The organism is Streptomyces shenzhenensis (assembly GCF_021462265.1).
Lineage (GTDB): Bacteria > Actinomycetota > Actinomycetes > Streptomycetales > Streptomycetaceae > Streptomyces > Streptomyces shenzhenensis.
Genome location: NZ_JAJONF010000059.1, coordinates 1 through 17,833, shown reverse-complemented (window position 1 = coordinate 17,833; position 17,833 = coordinate 1). Strand labels below are relative to the sequence as shown.

The 17,833-nt window shown below is 71.4% G+C and carries 18 protein-coding genes and 1 pseudogene; 11 read left to right on the top strand and 8 right to left on the bottom strand.

Translation table 11 applies throughout. From position 1 onward, the window contains the following. Positions 1-108 precede the first annotated feature (108 nt). Both uvrB and LQ326_RS41975 read right to left on the bottom strand, forming a co-directional pair. On the bottom strand, positions 109-2,256 hold the full coding sequence (gene uvrB, locus LQ326_RS41980) for an excinuclease ABC subunit UvrB (RefSeq protein WP_234544349.1): 2,148 nt from the start codon (positions 2,254-2,256) through the stop codon (positions 109-111). 40 nt (positions 2,257-2,296) lie between these two features. Further along, positions 2,297-3,163 (bottom strand): MHYT domain-containing protein, encoded by an 867-nt coding sequence (locus tag LQ326_RS41975; RefSeq protein WP_234544348.1) that lies wholly within the window; start codon positions 3,161-3,163, stop codon positions 2,297-2,299. Positions 3,164-3,440: 277 nt separating this feature from the next. On the opposite strand from LQ326_RS41975, the gene LQ326_RS41970 reads away from it, so the two are divergent. Then, the gene (locus LQ326_RS41970) at positions 3,441-4,310 is read left to right on the top strand and encodes a glycerophosphodiester phosphodiesterase (protein ID WP_234544347.1); all 870 of its coding nucleotides are present in this window, start codon (positions 3,441-3,443) and stop codon (positions 4,308-4,310) included. Positions 4,311-4,385: 75 nt separating this feature from the next. Continuing rightward, positions 4,386-4,940 carry a methylated-DNA--[protein]-cysteine S-methyltransferase gene (locus tag LQ326_RS41965; RefSeq protein WP_234544346.1) on the top strand — a complete coding sequence of 185 codons (555 nt, stop codon included), beginning with the start codon at positions 4,386-4,388 and terminating at the stop codon, positions 4,938-4,940. A 76-nt stretch (positions 4,941-5,016) separates the two neighbouring features. Here the strand turns inward: LQ326_RS41965 and LQ326_RS41960 are convergent, their stop codons facing one another. Beyond that, positions 5,017-5,445 (bottom strand): VOC family protein, encoded by a 429-nt coding sequence (locus tag LQ326_RS41960; protein ID WP_234544345.1) that lies wholly within the window; start codon positions 5,443-5,445, stop codon positions 5,017-5,019. A 97-nt stretch (positions 5,446-5,542) separates the two neighbouring features. Between LQ326_RS41960 and LQ326_RS41955 the strand changes: the two genes are divergently transcribed. Beyond that, positions 5,543-6,451 carry a pseudouridine-5'-phosphate glycosidase gene (locus LQ326_RS41955; protein ID WP_234544344.1) on the top strand — a complete coding sequence of 303 codons (909 nt, stop codon included), beginning with the start codon at positions 5,543-5,545 and terminating at the stop codon, positions 6,449-6,451. Positions 6,452-6,483: 32 nt separating this feature from the next. Then, positions 6,484-7,416: a carbohydrate kinase family protein gene (locus LQ326_RS41950; protein WP_234544371.1), complete on the top strand. Its 933-nt coding sequence runs from the start codon at positions 6,484-6,486 to the stop codon at positions 7,414-7,416. Between the two features lie 60 nt (positions 7,417-7,476). Here LQ326_RS41950 and LQ326_RS41945 read toward each other — a convergent pair whose 3' ends face one another. Continuing rightward, on the bottom strand, positions 7,477-8,271 hold the full coding sequence (locus LQ326_RS41945) for a methyltransferase (RefSeq protein ID WP_234544343.1): 795 nt from the start codon (positions 8,269-8,271) through the stop codon (positions 7,477-7,479). 270 nt (positions 8,272-8,541) lie between these two features. Here LQ326_RS41945 and corA point away from each other — a divergent pair, with 270 nt between their 5' ends. After that, positions 8,542-9,669: a magnesium/cobalt transporter CorA gene (corA, locus tag LQ326_RS41940; RefSeq protein WP_234544342.1), complete on the top strand. Its 1,128-nt coding sequence runs from the start codon at positions 8,542-8,544 to the stop codon at positions 9,667-9,669. A 23-nt stretch (positions 9,670-9,692) separates the two neighbouring features. On the opposite strand, the gene LQ326_RS41935 is transcribed toward corA, so the two are convergent. Then, positions 9,693-10,106 (bottom strand): PPOX class F420-dependent oxidoreductase, encoded by a 414-nt coding sequence (locus LQ326_RS41935; protein ID WP_234544341.1) that lies wholly within the window; start codon positions 10,104-10,106, stop codon positions 9,693-9,695. Positions 10,107-10,175: 69 nt separating this feature from the next. Then, positions 10,176-10,808 carry a nucleoside/nucleotide kinase family protein gene (locus tag LQ326_RS41930; protein ID WP_234544340.1) on the bottom strand — a complete coding sequence of 211 codons (633 nt, stop codon included), beginning with the start codon at positions 10,806-10,808 and terminating at the stop codon, positions 10,176-10,178. A 163-nt stretch (positions 10,809-10,971) separates the two neighbouring features. Here LQ326_RS41930 and LQ326_RS41925 point away from each other — a divergent pair, with 163 nt between their 5' ends. The 3 genes from LQ326_RS41925 (at position 10,972) to LQ326_RS41915 (ending at position 14,127) form a co-directional block, all read left to right on the top strand. Next, positions 10,972-11,673, top strand: coding sequence for a DUF2293 domain-containing protein (locus LQ326_RS41925; RefSeq protein WP_234544339.1), 702 nt, complete (start codon positions 10,972-10,974; stop codon positions 11,671-11,673). 244 nt (positions 11,674-11,917) lie between these two features. Continuing rightward, the gene (locus LQ326_RS41920) at positions 11,918-12,397 is read left to right on the top strand and encodes an anthrone oxygenase family protein (protein ID WP_234544370.1); all 480 of its coding nucleotides are present in this window, start codon (positions 11,918-11,920) and stop codon (positions 12,395-12,397) included. Positions 12,398-12,639: 242 nt separating this feature from the next. Further along, entirely contained in the window at positions 12,640-14,127 is a 1,488-nt protein-coding gene (locus LQ326_RS41915) for a glutamate synthase subunit beta (protein ID WP_234544338.1), read from the top strand. A 402-nt stretch (positions 14,128-14,529) separates the two neighbouring features. On the opposite strand, the gene LQ326_RS41910 is transcribed toward LQ326_RS41915, so the two are convergent. Together LQ326_RS41910 and LQ326_RS41905 are read right to left on the bottom strand one after the other, a co-directional pair. Next, on the bottom strand, positions 14,530-14,805 hold the full coding sequence (locus LQ326_RS41910) for a DUF397 domain-containing protein (protein ID WP_181807552.1): 276 nt from the start codon (positions 14,803-14,805) through the stop codon (positions 14,530-14,532). Then, positions 14,806-15,666: a Sco1979 family transcriptional regulator gene (locus LQ326_RS41905; RefSeq protein ID WP_234544337.1), complete on the bottom strand. Its 861-nt coding sequence runs from the start codon at positions 15,664-15,666 to the stop codon at positions 14,806-14,808. Between the two features lie 365 nt (positions 15,667-16,031). Here LQ326_RS41905 and LQ326_RS41900 point away from each other — a divergent pair, with 365 nt between their 5' ends. The 3 genes and pseudogenes from LQ326_RS41900 to LQ326_RS41890 form a co-directional block, all read left to right on the top strand. Next, positions 16,032-16,739, top strand: coding sequence for an ATP-binding protein (locus LQ326_RS41900; RefSeq protein ID WP_234544336.1), 708 nt, complete (start codon positions 16,032-16,034; stop codon positions 16,737-16,739). Beyond that, a complete protein-coding gene (locus tag LQ326_RS41895) occupies positions 16,736-17,179 on the top strand; it encodes a hypothetical protein (RefSeq protein ID WP_234544335.1) in 444 nt (147 codons plus the stop codon). Before LQ326_RS41900 ends, LQ326_RS41895 begins: the two co-directional genes overlap by 4 nt. A gap of 309 nt (positions 17,180-17,488) precedes the next feature. After that, positions 17,489-17,833 (top strand): annotated as a pseudogene (locus LQ326_RS41890) (ABC transporter ATP-binding protein); the annotation flags it as partial.

The window sequence follows — 17,833 nt, the reverse complement described above, 5'->3', positions numbered from 1 at the left end:
GCCCCAAACCCTATGCAGCGCCGCTGACAGTGCCGAACCCCGGCCCGCGCTTTGTGTCGGTCTTGCAACACTTCGCGCCCTTGCCGGGGTTCGGCAGCGGTCCAGAGGTCAGGACAGGCCTGCCTCTCTCATCTGGCGCAGCTCCTTCTTCATCTCGGAGACCTCGTCGCGCAGCCGGGCCGCGATCTCGAACTGCAGATCCGCGGCGGCGGCACGCATACGCTCCGTCATCTCCTCGATCTGCTCGGCGAGTTCGGCGGCCGGCCGGTCGGTGGGCACCGTTTCCTTGGCCTTGCCCTTGGCGGTCTTGCCGGCCTTCGCGCCCCTGGCCGCCTTGTCGCCCAGGGCCGGGACGGGAGCCTTGGCGGCCTTGCCGTCCTTCAGCTTGCGGTAGCCCGAGCCGAGCAGCTGCTCGGTGTCGACCTCTTCGCGGGCGATCTGGGCGACGATGTCGTTGATCTTCTTGCGCAGCGGTTGCGGGTCGATGCCGTTGGCCGTGTTGTAGGCGACCTGCTTCTCCCGCCGCCGGTTGGTCTCGTCGATGGCTTTCGCCATCGCCGGGGTGATCTTGTCGGCGTACATGTGGACCTCGCCGGAGACATTGCGCGCCGCGCGGCCGATGGTCTGGATCAGCGAGGTGCCGGAGCGCAGGAAGCCCTCCTTGTCCGCGTCGAGGATCGCCACCAGGGACACCTCGGGCAGGTCGAGACCCTCGCGCAGGAGGTTGATGCCGACCAGGACGTCGTACTCGCCGGAGCGCAGCTCGCGCAGCAGCTCGACGCGGCGCAGGGTGTCGACGTCGCTGTGCAGATAGCGGACCTGGATGCCGAGCTCCAGGAAGTAGTCGGTGAGGTCCTCGGCCATCTTCTTGGTGAGCGTGGTGACCAGGACGCGCTCGTCCTTCTCGGTGCGCTTGCGGATCTCGTGCACCAGGTCGTCGATCTGGCCCTCGGTGGGCTTGACGACGACCTCGGGGTCGACGAGGCCGGTGGGGCGGATGATCTGTTCGACGACGCCGTCCGCCCGGGAGAGCTCGTACGCGCCGGGGGTCGCCGACAGATAGACGGCCTGTCCGATCCGTTCCTGGAACTCCTCCCACTTCAGCGGGCGGTTGTCCAGGGCGGAGGGCAGCCGGAAGCCGTGGTCCACCAGGGTGCGCTTGCGGGAGGCGTCACCCTCGTACATGGCGCCGATCTGCGGCACGGTGACATGCGACTCGTCGATGACGAGGAGGAAGTCCTCGGGGAAGTAGTCGAGCAGGGTGTTCGGCGGGGAGCCGGGCGCGCGGCCGTCGAAGTGCATCGAGTAGTTCTCCACGCCCGAACAGGTGCCGATCTGGCGGAGCATCTCGATGTCGTACGTGGTACGCATGCGCAGCCGCTGGGCCTCCAGGAGCTTGCCCTGCTTCTCCAGCTCGGCCAGGCGCTCCCCCAGCTCCTTCTCGATGTCGTTGACGGCCCGCTCCATGCGCTCGGGGCCGGCGACGTAGTGGGAGGCCGGGAAAACGTACAGCTGCCGGTCGTCGCTGATGATCTCGCCGGTGAGCGGGTGGAGCGTGGACAGCGCCTCGATCTCGTCACCGAACATCTCGATGCGGACCGCGAGCTCCTCGTAGACCGGGAAGATCTCGATGGTGTCGCCGCGGACGCGGAAGGTGCCGCGGGTGAACGCCATGTCGTTGCGCGTGTACTGGATGTCCACGAAACGACGCAGCAGGTCGTCGCGGTCGATCTCGTCGCCGACCCGCAGCGGGACCATCCGGTCGACGTACTCCTGCGGCGTACCGAGGCCGTAGATGCAGGAGACGGAGGCGACCACGATCACGTCGCGGCGGGTGAGCAGCGAGTTGGTGGCGGAGTGGCGCAGCCGCTCGACCTCCTCGTTGATCGAGGAGTCCTTCTCGATGTAGGTGTCCGACTGCGGGACGTACGCCTCGGGCTGGTAGTAGTCGTAGTACGAGACGAAGTATTCGACCGCGTTGTTCGGGAGGAGCTCGCGGAACTCGTTGGCCAGCTGGGCGGCCAGCGTCTTGTTCGGCGCCATCACCAGGGTGGGGCGCTGGAGCTTCTCGATCATCCACGCGGTGGTGGCGGACTTGCCGGTGCCGGTCGCGCCGAGGAGGACGACGTTCTTCTCACCGGCCTCGATCCGCCTGGCCAGGTCGGCGATGGCCGCCGGCTGGTCGCCGCTGGGCTGGTACGGGCTGACGACCTCGAAGGGCGCCACCGTGCGTTCGATGTGGGAAACGGGCCGCATGGGTTCCACCGTACGACCCCGCACTGACAACCGGTTCTGATCAGCGGTTCTGCGGGGTTCGCGAGGCGTGGTGGCTCTGCTGGCGGCCGACGCGCAGGGACGGGCGGCGGCTCGGGTGGTGGGTGACCTCGTCGGCCGGGACGCCCGGCTTGTGCTCCACGCGGAGCCGGCCGGGCTTGCCCATGACCATCAGCGGGTCGAAGATCACGACGGCGGCGGCGATGCAGAGGAAGGCCAGCGGGCCGATCAGCATGGGGGCGAGCAGCGAGGCCGGTGAGTCGCCCGGCGTCGTCACGCCGGCGCTGTGGAGGTGGACGGAGAGGGCGGCCATGCCGGTGTAGTGCATGCCGCTGACGGCGAGTCCCATGACGAGGCTCGCGCCGACGCTCCACAGGAAGCCGCGGACCTGTCCGGCCGCCCACAGGGCCGAGGTGGCGGCCACGACCCCTATCACCACGGACGCGGCCACCGTGGGCGTGTCGTACGTCAGGCTTCCGTTGAGGCGCAGGCCGGCCATGCCGAGGTAGTGCATGGAGGCGATGCCCAGACCGGTGACGGTGCCGCCCGTGAAGAGCGCGGTCCCGGTGGCGCCTCGGTAGCCGACTATGAAGATCCCGACGCTCACCATGACGATGGCGAGGCCGAGGCTCGCATAGGTGATCGGTTTGTCGTAGTGGATCGGCGTCTCCTTGACGCTGAACCCCATCATGGCGACGAAGTGCATGGTCCATATGCCGGAGCCGATCGCCGCCGAGCCCAGGGCGAGCCAGGCGGGCCGCCAGGAGTGGGCCACCAGCATCGCCCGGGTCGTGCAGCGCAGCCCCAGGGCGCCACCGAGGCAGGCCATCACATAGGCCACCAGCGGGGTGACGACCCCATAGCTGAATCCGTCGACCGTGCCCTGCATGCGCGGCTGCCCTTCACCCTTTGCGACCCGGAATATGTGCCATGCGCCCCCGCCCCAGGACCGCCCGAGCGGTCAGGGTCGACGCAGAGAGTATGACCCGCACCGGAATGGTCGAACGATTTTCCGGCAAAGAAACACGCCCTTGCCGCAGTTGTGCGGCAACAGTGAGCGGGCTTGGGCAACTCCATTCAATCTGTGGCCGTTCCGTACCCGACCGCTGTTGACTGACTGCTGTCACTCTGGTGCTGTCCGTATTCGCTCGACGTGAGGACTACGCATGCACGCGCGCGCAGTCGCCGCCACGGCCACCGCGCTGCTGGGAACGGCCGCCCTGCTGAGCCCTGTCCCCGCCGCCCGGGCCGGTGACGCCGCCGAGCCCACCGTGCTCGCGCACCGGGGCGCCTCCGCCTACGCCCCGGAGAACACGCTGGCCGCCATCGACAGGGCGGCCGCGCTGGGCTTCACCTGGGTCGAGAACGATGTCCAGCGCACCAAGGACGGCCGGCTCGTCGTCATCCACGACGACAGCCTTCGGCGCACCACCGACGCCGAACAGGTCTTCCCCGGCCGGGCGCCCTGGAAGGTGAAGGACTTCACCGCGGCCGAGATCGCCCGGCTGGACGCGGGCAGCTGGTTCTCCCGCTCCTACACCGGCACGCGCGTGCCGACGCTGCCGCAGTACCTGCGCCGGGTCGAGCACAACCACGAGAAGCTGCTTCTGGAGATCAAGAACCCGGAGCTGTATCCCGGCATCGAGCGGCAGATCCTCGGGCTGCTGGGCGACGAGGGGTGGCTGGACCGCCGGCACCTGGACCGGCTCGTCGTGCAGAGCTTCAGCGCGGACAGCCTGCGTGTCGTGCACGGTCTCCGGCCCGCTGTGACGACCGGCTACCTCGGCACACCGTCCGTGGCGTCCCTGCACCGGTACGCGGGTTTCACCGACCTGGTCAACCCCTCGGTGAACTCGATCTCCGCCGGCTATGTGAACACCGTGCACTCGCTCGACGGACCGCACGGCAGGCCACTGCGCGTCTTCACCTGGACGGTGGACGACGCGGTCACCACCTGGAAGGCCGTCGGCTACGGCGTCGACGGGATCATCACCAACAAGCCGGACGTGGTGCGCGCCGCGCTGCGCGCGAGCTGACCTGGACCGGGGCCGGGGCCGGGGCCGGGGCCGGGGCCGGGGGCATTGTCAGTGGCGGGCCGTACGGTGGGACGCATGGACAGCGAAGGGCAGTACGGGCAGCGGGTGGTGTGGGCCGTCGTGGGCACCGGCATCGGTCCGCTGCTGCTCGCGGCGACCGGCAGCGGGCTGGTCAATGTGGTGTTCCACGCCACCGACGCGATACGGGAGCGGACCCTGGAGCGGCTGGCGGCCCGGCTGGGCACCGAGCCCGTCGAGGATCCCGCGGACCCGCTGCTGGCCGAGGCCGTGTCCCAGCTGGACGCGTACTTCGCGGGCCGACGGCAGGACTTCGACCTGCCGCTGGACTGGTCGCTGATCTCGGGCTTCAACCGGCAGGTGCTGCGCGAACTGGCCGCCGGTGTCCCGTACGGCACGGTGGTCGGATACGGCGATCTGGCGAGGCGGGTCGGGCAGCCCGGCGGGGCGCAGGCGGTGGGCGCGGCGATGGGAGCCAACCCGCTGCCGGTCGTCGTGCCGTGTCACCGGGTGGTGGAGAGCGACGGCGGGATCGGCGGGTTCGGGGGCGGTCTGGAGACCAAGCGAAGACTGCTCGCCCTGGAGGGTGTGCTGCCAGAGCCGCTGTTCTGAGACGCGGCCCGAGCCGCGGTCGTGCGGCGCCCCGTCGGCGCGGTCAGCCCTGGTCGTGCGGCGCCCCGCCGGGGTGTCAGCCGTAGTGCCGTACCTCCACGACGTTTCCGTCGGGGTCCCGGAAGTAGAAGTTGCGCGGAGCCGGGCCGCGGGCGCCGAAGGAGTCGTGTCCGATGTCGGTCATGGGGACGGCGTGCTCGGCGAGGCGGGCGCGCAGGGCGTCGAAGGCGTCGGACGGCAGGGACAGACAGACGTGGTTCACGGGGTGGCCCGCGCTGTCGGCGGCGCCGGGTAGCGCGGGCATGCGCTCGGCCAGGGTGAGCGGCGCGAGGTCGATGATGGACTCTTCGTTGACGCGTACGGAGGGAAAGGGCACCGCTCCCGCGGTGAACTCGGACACCCGCAGCGGCTCCAGGCCGAGCATCCGCTCGTAGAAGCCGGCCGCGGCGGCCGGGTCGGACACCCAGAGGACGACATGGTCCAGACGTGCCGTGTGATGCGTCATGCCGCCCAGCCTGGTGGCGTCCCCCACAGGCCGCAAACGTTTATCCGGGGGTGGCCCCCGCCAGAGATGAGGGAAGACCGACGGACAGGAGGCAGGCGTGGTGCTGGTGGTGTCGGAAGAGGTCAGGGAGGCGCTCGACGCGGGCCGCGCGGTGGTCGCCCTGGAGTCCACGATCATCGCGCACGGGCTGCCGCGCCCGCGCAACCTCCAGGTGGCACTGGAGCTGGAGGACACGGTACGGCGTGCGGGCGCGGTGCCCGCGACCATCGCCGTGCTGGACGGGCGGCCTCATGTCGGCCTGGACAAGGACCAGTTGGAGCGGGTCGCGAACGAGGAGGGAATCCGCAAGCTGGGCCACCGCGATCTGCCGCTCGCCGTGGCGGCGGGGGCGAGCGGGGCGACCACCGTGTCCGCGACGGCGCAGCTGGCCGCGCTGGCCGGCCTCCGGGTGTTCGCGACGGGCGGTCTGGGCGGCGTGCACCGGGAGTGGACGGTGACCCAGGACGAGTCCGCCGACCTGGGCCTGCTGGCCCGCACCCGGATCACGGTGGTGTGCGCGGGCGTGAAGTCGATCCTGGACGTGCCGGCGACCCTCCAGCGGCTGGAGACCCTGGGGGTGGCCGTAGCCGGATACGGTACGGACCGCTTCCCCGGCTTCTACCTGTCCGACTCCGGGCATCCGGTCGACTGGACGCTTCAGACCCCGGAACAGGTCGCGGACGTCATGCGGGCGCAGGACGCGCTCGACGCGTCGGACACGGCGCTGATCGTCGCCAACCCCGTCCCGGAGGCGGAGCAGCTCGACCCCGTGCTGCACGCGCGCGTGCTCGCCGACGCGCTGCACGCGTGCCACGCGGAAGGGATCACCGGTCAGGCGGTCACACCGTTCCTGCTCGGCTATCTGGTCCGGCACACGGACGGCGCCTCGCTGGAGGCCAACCTCGCAGCCGTACGCGGCAACGTCCGGCTGGCGGCGCGGATCGCCTCGGCGTGGGCCAGGGGGTGACGACCGGGCGGGAGGCGGCACCGGGCGGCGAGGTGACGCCTCGCGGCGACCGGGCGCCGGGCGGAGGCGGGGCGCTGCTGGTCGTCGGGGACGTCGTCACCGATGTCGTCGCGCGGTACCGGGGGCCGCTCGCGGCCGGCACCGACACGGCCGCCGGAATCCGGACGCTGCCCGGCGGGGCGGGCGCCAATGTGGCCAGCTGGGCCGCCCACACAGGCTGTGCGGACGTACGGCTGCTGGGGCGGGTGGGCGCGGACGTGGCACGGTGGCACGAGCGGGAACTGGTCGCCGCCGGGGTGCGGCCCCGGCTCGTGGTGGACCCGGAGGCGGCGACGGGAACGGTGATCTGCCTGGTCGACCATGGTGCCTCGGCCGAACGCACCTTTCTCACGGACAGCGGGGCCTCCTTGCGGCTGGAACCCGCCGACTGGTCGGACACGCTGCTCGACGGAGTGGCCCGGCTGCATCTCTCCGGTTATCTGCTGTTCTCCGAACCAAGCCGGGCGCTGGTGGCGGTGGCCCTTTCGGCGGCACGCGCGCGTGGCGTGCCGGTGAGCCTTGACCCGGCGTCGGCCGGGTTCCTCGTGGCGCTGGGCGTGGACCGCTTCCTGAAGTTCGTCGAGGGGGTGGACGTCCTGCTGCCGAGCCGGGACGAGGCCTGTCTGCTGACGGGGCTGCCCGATCCGGCGGACGCCGCGGCCAAGCTGAGCCGCCAGGTGCCGCTGGTGGTGGCCAAGGCGGGGGCGGACGGTGCGCTGGTGGCACGGTCGGGCGAGGTCCTCGCGCGTATCCCGGCCGCACCGGCCACGCCCCGGGACACCACGGGCGCCGGTGACGCCTTCACCGGGGCGTTCCTCGCCGCGCTGGTCGCCGGCGCGGATGCGCGGCAGGCGGCGGAGCGGGGCTGCCGGGCGGGCGCCCGGGCGGTGGAACGCGTGGGCGCGAGACCGCCCGCCCGCGAGTGACCACTGCATCGGCCACGGAACGGCGCGGCCGGCCACGGCGCGGCGCCCGGAAGCGGCCGGCTACGGCTTGCGGCCCCATGCGGAGATCATCGGGGCGGTGGCGAGGTCCATGCTGCCCGTCGCGACATTGGCCAGGTGCTGGTCGATGTCCTCGTCGGTGGCCAGACCGGCCGTGACGAGCCGGTCGCGGATCTGCCGGACCGTGGCGGTCTCCAGGGCGGTGCAGGCGGGCGAGGCGACGGGGAAGCAGGCGTCGGCCTCCACCTGGTGCAGCCCGGCCTCACGGAGCAGCCGGGGGAGCTTGCGGCCGTACGAGAGGTCGGCGCCGCGTTCGGCGAGGAGCTTGCGGAAGCCCTGGCGCAGCCGGTTGGCGAGCCGCTGCTCGGGGCCGTACTCGTAGGGGCAGATGAGGGGCTGGAGTGCAGGGTCGGCGTCCTCGATCAGCAGTCGTCCACCGGGGCGCAGGGCCTTGACCATGGAGCTCAACGCCCTGTCCCGGTCCGGCACATGGACCAGGACCAGCCGGGCGTGCACCAGGTCGAAGCCCTCCCCCGGCGGCTCCTCGGCACCGACGTCGTGGGTACGGATCTCGACCGGCGCCTGGGCGGCCGCGGCCAGCAGCGAGGTGTCTATGTCGGTGGCGACGACCCGACCGGCCGGCCCGACCTTCTCGGCCAGCCAGGACACCACGGAGGTGCCGCCGGCCCCGACTTCCCAGCAGCGCCAGCCCGGTCCGAGACCGAGTGCCTCGAGGTGGCGGAAGGTGGTCGGGTCGAAGAGGTCCGCGAAGGCGTCGAAGCGCTCTCCGGCCTCGCTCTGGCGGTTGTCGAGGAGATATCCGTCGGCCTGTGTCATGAAGCGATGATCCCAGTTGCCCGGCTTGTCCGGGGCAGCCGGCGCCCGGCCGCGGCGAGCGTGCTGTCGGCGGAGACGGGGAACTCCGGTTACCGGGACAACTCGCTGTCGGCGGGCGGGTGTCCGAGCCGGGTATCCGGTTGTCCACAGGCGGGAACCAAGCGGAACCCGCCGTTCCCACAGGCTTACCCGTGTCTCACACCGGGCTGGCAGACTTTGCCGGGCAAGGCGGGAAGCGTTGCGCGAGTGGATCCACGCGAGGAGATCCGGATGACGATGGCAGGGAATCTGCGGAAGGTCACGGAGCTGGGCAGGTCCGGCGGCCTGCGCAGGGTGGCGCGGCTGGCCCGGCGGCTGCCGCGCGTCGACCTGAACCATCACGCGCGGTCCCCGCTCGGCTCCTCGGTGGTCAACTGCGTGACGTACGAGCACGGGGTACGGGTCCCGGAGTGCAGTGATCTGTTCTCCGCCGTGGAACGGGTGCGCAAGAAGGGCGAGGGGTTCGTCTGGCTGGGGCTGCACGAACCGACGGACACGGAGTTCTCAGGCATCGCCGAACTGTTCGACCTGCACCCGCTGGCCGTGGAGGACGCGGTCGAGGCCCATCAGCGCCCGAAGATGGAGCGGTACGGCGAGACGCTGTTCGCGGTGTTCAAGACCGTCTGCTACGTCGAGCACGAGAAGCTGACGGCGACCAGCGAGGTGGTCGACACCGGCGAGATCATGGTGTTCCTCGGCGAGGACTTCGTGATCACGGTACGGCACGGCCGGCACAGCTCGCTGGGGCCGCTGCGCGAGGAGCTGGAGGCCGCGCCGCACCAGCTCGCCAAGGGGCCGGCGGCGGTGCTGCACGCCATCGCCGACCACGTGGTCGACGACTACCTGAACGTCACGGACGCGGTGCAGGGCGACATCGACCAGGTCGAGGCGGACGTGTTCGCGGAGAACGGCGCGCGGGCCGACCCGGGCCGGATCTACCAGATGAAGCGTGAACTCCTGGAGCTGAAGCGGGCGGTGGTGCCGCTCGGCAGGCCGATGGAGGAGCTGACCACCCGGCCGATACGGGTGATCGCTCCGGAGATACAGGCCTACTTCAGGGACGTGCTCGACCATCTGATGCGCGCGAAGGAACAGATCGCAGCCTTCGACGAGTTGCTCAACTCCATTCTCCAGGCCCATCTGGCACAGGTGACGGTCGCGCAGAACGAGGACATGCGGAAGATCACGGCCTGGGCCGCGGTGATCGCCGTGCCGACGATGGTGTGCGGCGTGTACGGCATGAACTTCGATCACATGCCGGAGCTGCACTGGCGATTCGGCTATCCGCTCGTCATCGGCGTCATAGCCGTGGCGTGCCTGGTGCTGTACCGGGGCTTCAGGCGCAACGGCTGGCTCTGAGCCGTCCGCCCACGAGCGGCGCCTCAGGCCGAGAAGGCAACGACCCTGCGCGGCACGACCCTGATGATCAGGCGGGTCTCCTCGTCCTTCTCCGCGGGCGGGTCGATGCCGAGGTACTTGTGGGAGAGCTCGTGCGGGAGCCGCTTGTCCGCGTCCGGGAGGATCTCGGCGGTGCCGCGGATCTCGGCCGAGTGGTAGGGGTTCGCCAGGTCGAAGACCGTGAGGCTGACGCGGGGATCACGGCGGAGGTTGCGCACCTTCTGACGGCCGTCGGTGGAGGAGAAGAGGACGGTGTCGCCCTCGCGCTTGATCCAGACCACCGAGTTGTGCGGGGCACCGTCGGGACCGAGGGTGGCCACGCTGGCGAAGTTCCTGGCATCGAGGAGGGCGCGGAGGGACTCGTCGAAGGCGACGGGAGTGATCGAGGAGTTCGTCATGCGGCCAGGCTACTTAGATGCACGCGCATATAAAAGAGGTTTGCCGGATCACGCCCCGCGCAGGGCCGCTCAGCCGTTCCACGCCGGATGCCGCGGGTCGTCCGCGCGGACCAGGACGTCGGCCGTACCGGTGGGGTCGGTCTCGGCCGCGTAGCGCTCGAAGGCGGGGAGGGTCCAGTGGTCGGTCTCGGGGGTACGGCGGCGCAGGGCGCCGGGAGTCAGCAGGAGGTGGACGGTCAGGTCGAACGGGAACCAGTGCCGCAGCAGAAGCGGCCCGTGCAGCAACAGGAGGGCGCTGGGCGGGAGTTGGACATAGGCACTGCGGGTCGCGCGGTCGGTGGCCGGGTCCCACAGATCGGGCAGGACACGGCCGGTCCCGCCGGGGTCGAGGGGGCCGAAGACCTCGCGCCACAGGGCGTTGGTGTCGAACCAGCCGCCGTAGTACGACTCCGCGTCCCGGCGCCCGTGCTCCAGTCGCAGCGAGGCGGGGCGCAGGAAGCCCTCGGTGCCCACGACGAGCGACGGCCGGCCCCGGACCCGGAGCGCCTCGCCGACGCGCTCCGCGAGGCCGCCCGGCCGGGCGGCCGGAGCGCCGTCGAAGGCGACGCGTGGCCAGGCACTCCCGTCGGCGGGCCTCAGTTCGGCCAGCCGCTCGGCGAGACGCTCGGCGAGCCGGTCCCAGGTGATCGCTTCGAGTCGCACAGGATCATGATGCCGGGTCGGCCGTTCGACACGGCGGGGAGGTTCCGGGTGCGGCGGCGGTGGCGGGACGGGCCGCGAGCAGGGCGGAAGAACGACGCGGTCCGGCTCGCCGGGTGCCGCGAACCACGTGAGATCACCCCCCGGAGAGGGGAAGGTACCGCATATGACGCGCCTTGCAACTCCCCCTCAGCGCGGTGGGCTTCTCGTCGTACAGCCGCTGCGGCACAGGCGGTGTGCGGCGTGCCGGCGGGGGCCGCTGCCGCTCCTGGTGGTGGAGGACGGGGTGCCGCGGTGCCTGGAGTGTGCCGATCTCGGGCATCTGGTGTTCCTGCCACGTGGGGACACCGCGCTGACCCGGCGGGCGCGTGAGGAGAGCACGCTGTCGGCGGTGGTGGTGCGGTTCAACCGGCGCAAGAGCCGCTACGAGCGACGGGGCATCCTGGTGGAGGAGGCCGCGCTGGCCCGGGCCGAGGCGCGGTGCCTGGCCGACGCCGAGGCGCGGCGGCGGCGCCGGGCGCGGGACGCCAAGCGGCGGGCGGCCGAGGACGTGCGGTTCACGGACGCGTTCGCGGCGGAGATCCTGCGTCTGTTCCCGGGTTGTCCGGCGGAGCGGGCCCGGGCGATCGCGGCGCACGCGTCGGTGCGGGGCAGCGGGCGGGTCGGGCGCACGGCGGCCGGGCGGGCACTGACGGAGCGGGCGGTGGTTTCGGCGGTGGTGGCGGGGGTACGGCACGTGGACACGCCGTACGACCAGTTGCTGATGAGCGGGGTTCCGCGGTACGAGGCGCGGCGGCGGATCGCGCGGACGGTGGAGGCGGTGCTGCGGGAGTGGGAGGCCGGGGCGGAGATCCGCTTGACCGGGTGACGCCGGTCAAGGGCGGGACGACGGGACGGCGGGACGGCGTGATCCGTCGCGAGAACGCGCGTCCTCGCCGCGGGGAGCGGCCCGTCAGGCCCTGGGAGCCGGGGCGCCGTCACCTGGGAAAGGTATGGGGTGAATTCCGGTCGGATGTGTGTGGGGACGGGCTTCACAGCCATGGGGAGGGGCGACTCGTGGGCATTGACTTGAGTGGCGGAGGTGTCCGGGGGCGAGAGTGGGTGTGGTGGTCGTGATCGACGGGCCGTATTACGTGCTGGTCCTGGTGGGGGTGCTGGGGACCGGACTGGTGGCGGGGGTGTTCTGCGGGTTCTCGGCCTTCGTGATGCGCGGGCTGGCCTCGTTGCCGCCGGCGCAGGGCGTCGCCGCGATGAACGCGATCAACCGGGCGGCCCTGGCCCCGGCGTTCATGCTGGTGTTCGCGGGGTCGGCGGTGCTGTGCGCGATGATCGCGGTGGTGACGTTCGTGGTGTGGCCGGACCAGGGCAAGGTGGAGCTGCTGTTGGGCAGCGGGCTGTACCTGTTCGGTTCCTTCGGGCTGACCGCGATGGCGAACGTGCCCCGCAACGAGGCGCTGGCCAAGCTGGAGCCGGGCACCCCGGAGGCCGTCTCCTACTGGCCCGTTTATGTGCGTGAGTGGACACTCTGGAACCACGTGCGCACGGTCGCAGCGGCCGCGGCGGCACTCGTCTATGTCCTGGCCCTGTCCTGAGGGAGACGCGGGAGAAGACCGACCCCCGGCCGGCTTCGGCCTGGATCCCCTCTGGCCCCTCTCTGATCCCCCGCCGGCCCTCCGCCGGCTCAGAGTGAACCCCGGCTGGCTCCACCCTGAGGAAGACCTGCCAGAAAGCGCTGTCAGCCACCCTGCGGGCCTGACCGAGGGGACGTATCGTGACCGAAAGAGCGCCGCCAGATGAAGCACGGCCTGGGTAACCGCATGCGAGGAAGACGACCATGGCCGATCCCAAGGGGTTCATGACCACACCGCGCGAGGAGTGGCCGCGGCGGCCCGTCGAGGAGCGGGTCCGGGACTGGGACGAGGTGTACGTCCCCGGGGCGCTGCTGCCGATCATCAGCAAACAGGCGGACCGCTGCATGGACTGCGGGGTGCCGTTCTGCCACGACGCGTGTCCGCTGGGCAACCTGATCCCCGAGTGGAACGACCTGGTGTCGCGGGAGGACTGGCGGGCGGCGAGCGACCGGCTGCACGCGACGAACAACTTCCCCGAGTTCACAGGGCGGTTGTGCCCGGCGCCGTGCGAGGCGGGGTGCGTGCTCGCGATCAACCAGCCCGCCGTCACGATCAAGAACGTCGAGTGCGCCATCGCGGACCACGCGTGGGCGGAGGGGCTCGCCTCGCCGCGGCCGCCGGAGCGGCTGTCCGGGCGGACCGTGGCGGTGATCGGTTCCGGGCCGACCGGGCTCGCGACCGCGCAGCAGCTGACCCGGGCCGGACACACGGTCGCCGTGTACGAGAAGGACGACCGGCTCGGCGGGCTGATGCGGTACGGCATCCCCGAGTTCAAGATGCAGAAACACCACCTGGAACGGCGGCTGGACCAGATGCGGGCCGAGGGGACGAAGTTCCGTACGTCGGTGGTGGTCGGGCGGGACCTGCGGGCGGCGGAGCTGCGGGCCCGGTACGACGCGGTGGTGATCGCGACCGGGGCGACGGCGTGGCGGGAACTTTCGGTGCCGGGTCGGGAGTTGGACGGAATACACCAGGCGATGGAGTATCTGCCGCTGGCCAACCGGGTGTGCGAGGGGGATCTGGCGGAGTCGCCGATGTCGGCGGCCGGTAAGCATGTGGTGATCGTGGGCGGGGGTGACACGGGGGCGGACTGTCTGGGGACGGCGGTACGGCAGCGGGCCGCGTCGGTGACCCAGCTGGACATCTACGCGCAGCCCGGCGCGGAGCGGGACGAGGATGTCGAGCCGTGGCCGACGTATCCGAAGATCTACCGGCTGTCGGCGGCTCACGAGGAGGCTCGGGACCTGGAGACGGCGCCCTCGGCTGACGCGGACGCGCGGTTGTTCGCCGCGTCGACGCTTCGCTTCACGGGCGACGCGAGCGGGCATGTGCGGTCGCTGCACCTGGTGGAGGTGGACGAGGCGCGGCGGCCGGTGCCGGAGACCGGGCGGACGCTCCCCGCCGACCTGGTGCTGCTGGCGCTCGGTTTCTCCGGGCCCGACCGTAAGGACGGACTCCTCGACCAGCTCGGGGTGGCGACGGAGCCGCGCGGCACCGTCTCCCGGGACACGGGGTTCGCCACGAACGTGCCCGGCGTGTTCGCCGCCGGGGACGCGGCGCGCGGGCAGTCGCTGATCGTGTGGGCGATAGCGGAGGGACGGGCCGTGGCGGCGGCCGTCGACCGCTATCTGACGGGGAGTTCGCAACTGCCGTCGCCGATATCGCCGCATGACCGGCCGATGACGGTGTAGGCGCAGGCCCCGCGGGTCCGGACGGCATGGGGTGCAGCGGCGGTGCGACGACGGGTGCGGGAGGCGTGTCGTGGCCGCCCGGGAGTGCGGCGGCCGTGGGCACCCCCATCTGACCCCGTCACCGTCCCGCCGAAGCCGGCGGTCCGGGTCGCTTTCACGGCCGGACCGCCGTCGCCCGGGGCAGATCGGCGCGGACGAACAGGTCGACCACGGAGTGGTCCGCTGGTGGACGCGCCCTGGCGGGTGCGGTCCTGGCGGTCATGCGCTCCGTAAGCCTCCTACGCGGTGGACGTTCGGTTCAGCACCATTACAAAGAAGTTGAACAACGAGGAAGGGGAGGAAGGAAAGGGGATGCAGGAAGGGGAGGGCCAGAGGCATAGGAAAGCAGGGCAAAGGAACAGGTCAGGAGAGCAGGAAGTCGGCCTCCCCCGCTTTGGCGCCCTCGATGAAGGCCGTCATCTCGTCCGTGGTGTAGATCAGCGCCGGCCCGTCCGGGTCGGTCGACTGGCGGACGGCGATCCTGCCGTCGGCCAGCTTCATCGCCTCCAGGCAGTTGCCCCCGTTGCCGCCGCTCCACGGCTTGTGCCAGCCCTCGCTGCCCAGTTCCCGGGCAGGCATGCCGTTGTAGATCCGCCCGATGCGGTTCCGCGGCCCGGACTGGGGTTTTATGCGGTCCATTCACAGCTCCTTGCGGAGATCCCGGAGGATCTCCTTCGTGCGTTGTGCCGTAGCAGCCTGCGCCGCCATGCGGTCCATGACCTCGAGGTGGGTCGCCACCTCGGTGCGCGCGTCCAGGTAAACGGCGCCGGTCAGGTACTCGCTGTAGACCATGTCCGGCAGTTCGGGCATGGCAAATCGGAACAGCACGAAGGGCCCGTACGTCCCCGGGTGCGGCCCGCTGGAGAGCGGGGCGACCTGGAGCGTCACATTGGGCAGCTTCGTGACTTCGAGCAGTCGGTCGATCTGCGCGCGCATCACCTCCGGACCGCCGACCGGGCGGCGCAGGGCGGTCTCGTCCATCACCACCCAGAAGCGTGGGGCATCGGTGCGGGTGAGCAGTTGCTGGCGTTGCATGCGCAGGGCGACATGACGCTCGATCTCGTCCGGCTCGGTGTGGCCGACGGCGCCCGACTTCAGCACCCCGCGCGCGTAGTCCTCGGTCTGCATCAGTCCGGGCACGAAGTGCGGCTCGTAGGAGCGGATCAGGGTCGCCGCGCCCTCCAGGCTGACGTACATGGAGAACCAGCTCGGCAGGATGTCGTGGAACCGCTGCCACCAGCCCGGCTTGTTGGCGTCCTCGGCCAGCCGGACGAAGAGGTCGGCCTCGTCGTCGGCCACTCCGTAGGCCTTCAGGAGCAGTTGGATGTACGGGATCTTGAGGGCGACCTCGGCCATCTCCATACGACGGACGGTGGCGGGCGCCACGCGGAGCACCCGGGCGGCCTCCTCGCGCTTGAGTCCCGCGCGTTCACGCAAGTCGAGGAGGCGCCGGCCGAGGACCACCTGGCCCACCGTCGGCGCGGACCGCGGCTCGCTCACGCCCCACCTCCACGAAGTTCCCCGGCCGGGCTCGCCCGTCGGGCTCGCCGGCCTCCTGGCCGTCAACGCGCATACAGGTGTCACCCGGCATGCCGACAACCCAGCGGCGCCACTCGAAGAGTCATTCGAAGATCTGACGGAATGACCGTGACGACCAGGGAGACCGAACTGACCCGAACAGCCGGAACACTCCCGTTCGGTGACATCGGTCGCATTGGCCGGATCGGTCCGCCGGATCCGCACTGATCCCAACTGGCGCCGCTCGGCATGTTGTTGCGAGCAGTGTGCCACGGCCCTTCACCGCGTCACACAGCACTCTGCATTTTTCAGAGTGATACTTGCCAAGTGTTCACGGCAGGGCGATAGTGGCAAGCGTGATTCCGTCCGCGCCCTTAGGAACAGACGCCGCCGCAGACCGACTTGGTCTCGGTACCGATGGGGGTTCTCCCGTGCGCATTGCTTCGAGCGTGGGAGAGGCAGTCGACCCAGGTGAGGGCACCGCCAGGCGCCGGTTCCGGTTCGAGCTGGCCGCTCATCCGGGTTCCGCCGCCCAGGCGAGACGCCTGGTGCGTGCCCGACTGACCGGCTGGTCGGTCTGCGCGGACACCTGCGACACCGCCGCCCTGGTCATATCCGAGCTGGTCACCAACGCGATCGTGCACACCGCGAGCAGTCGCGTCGTGTGCGAGCTGCACGACCACGACGACACGGTGCGCATTGCCGTGCACGACGAGGGCTGTGCGCCCGATGAGCCCCACCCGTCCCCGCAGCGCCCGGAGGAGGAGCACGGGAGGGGGTTGCTCCTCGTCGACGCGCTGTGTCAGGCCTGGGGGGCTCAGGAGCACGGGCCCGGGCTGCTGGTGTGGGCGGAGCTGTCGCGCCAGACCGACGGCGCCCTGGACACCGCCGAGCCACGCGGCGACCTTGGCTGGGGCGCTCGCCCCGCTCCGGGGCCGTCGCGCGGCTCGTCGCCCGGGCCCGCGCACACTCCGGCGCACCCACCGTCGTCGGGCTCCGGCGCGCAGGGGCGGTCCGCGGCGCCGGGGTCCGTACCCCGGCGGAGGCAGGCATGAACGGCGCGCCCGGTTCCGGCCAGTCGCTGGGCCTCGACACCCTGGTCCGCCTGAAGCGCGACCGGCGGTCGTCGTCCGCCGACGGCGCCGGCGGACACGGGTCGTTTCCCCTGCCCGAGGGCATGACGGCACCGCTGGGCCGCGACGCCGTGGCGGTACCGGCGCGACTGGGGCCGCTGGTCGTGTCGCGGCTGCCGCGGGTGGGGTGCGTGTTCGCCGATGGCACGCGCTGGTGGTGGATCGTCCCGTCGGACTCCGACGACGCCCTCACCTGGCCCGCCCCGGCCCTCTACGGCCCGGGCGCCCCGCTCCCCGGCACCGCCCGCCTCATCCACCGCCCCGACGGCACGCTGCCGTACACCCCGCCGATACCGCTGTACGTCACCCTGTGCCGGGTGACGGGGACGACACCGCAGTGGTCCCGCCCGCTGAGCGCGTGAGCGCGTGACGCCGCGCGCCTTCGGACGCCAGGATGGCCGACCCGTCCGAGTGTGAGCGAGCCCGAGGCGCCCTCCATCCGACCGCGACCCCGTCCAGGGCGGTCTCGGTCCGCACCCCTCGCGCACTCCCCCGCGCCCCGCGAGCTTCGTCGCGCGCCCTGCCCCGGGGGCGGCTCCGGCCGCGATAGTGGCCGTTCGTCCACGGCCACGGCCCCGGGGAGGATCGCGGTGAGGAAGAGGCAGGACACGGCGGCGTCCGAGGTGTCGGAGTCGGAGCAGCTGCTGTTCGGGGGACCGCTCCGCTACGACATGGGCTGGAACCAGCACGGGGACGCCTTTCTGGAGCTGGACTTCCGCGCCATGATGACCCGGCTGCCCGGCATGCTCGCGTCCAGTCTGCGGCTGGCCCGGCAGGCGGACGCCCGGGCCGCGCGGATCGTCCTGGCCTCGCAGGTGGGTGTCGGAGCGGCGCAGGCGGTGAGCCTGCTCGCCGTGAACAGCGTGCTGGGCCGGCTGATCGGCACCGGCACCATCGAGGAACGGCTGCGTGGCGCCGCCCCCGCCCTGGTGACCATGGCCGCCGTCCTGTTCGTTGCCGCCCTGCTGCGCGCGGCCTCCACGTACGCCACCGGCCGTCTGGAACCCAAGGTCGAA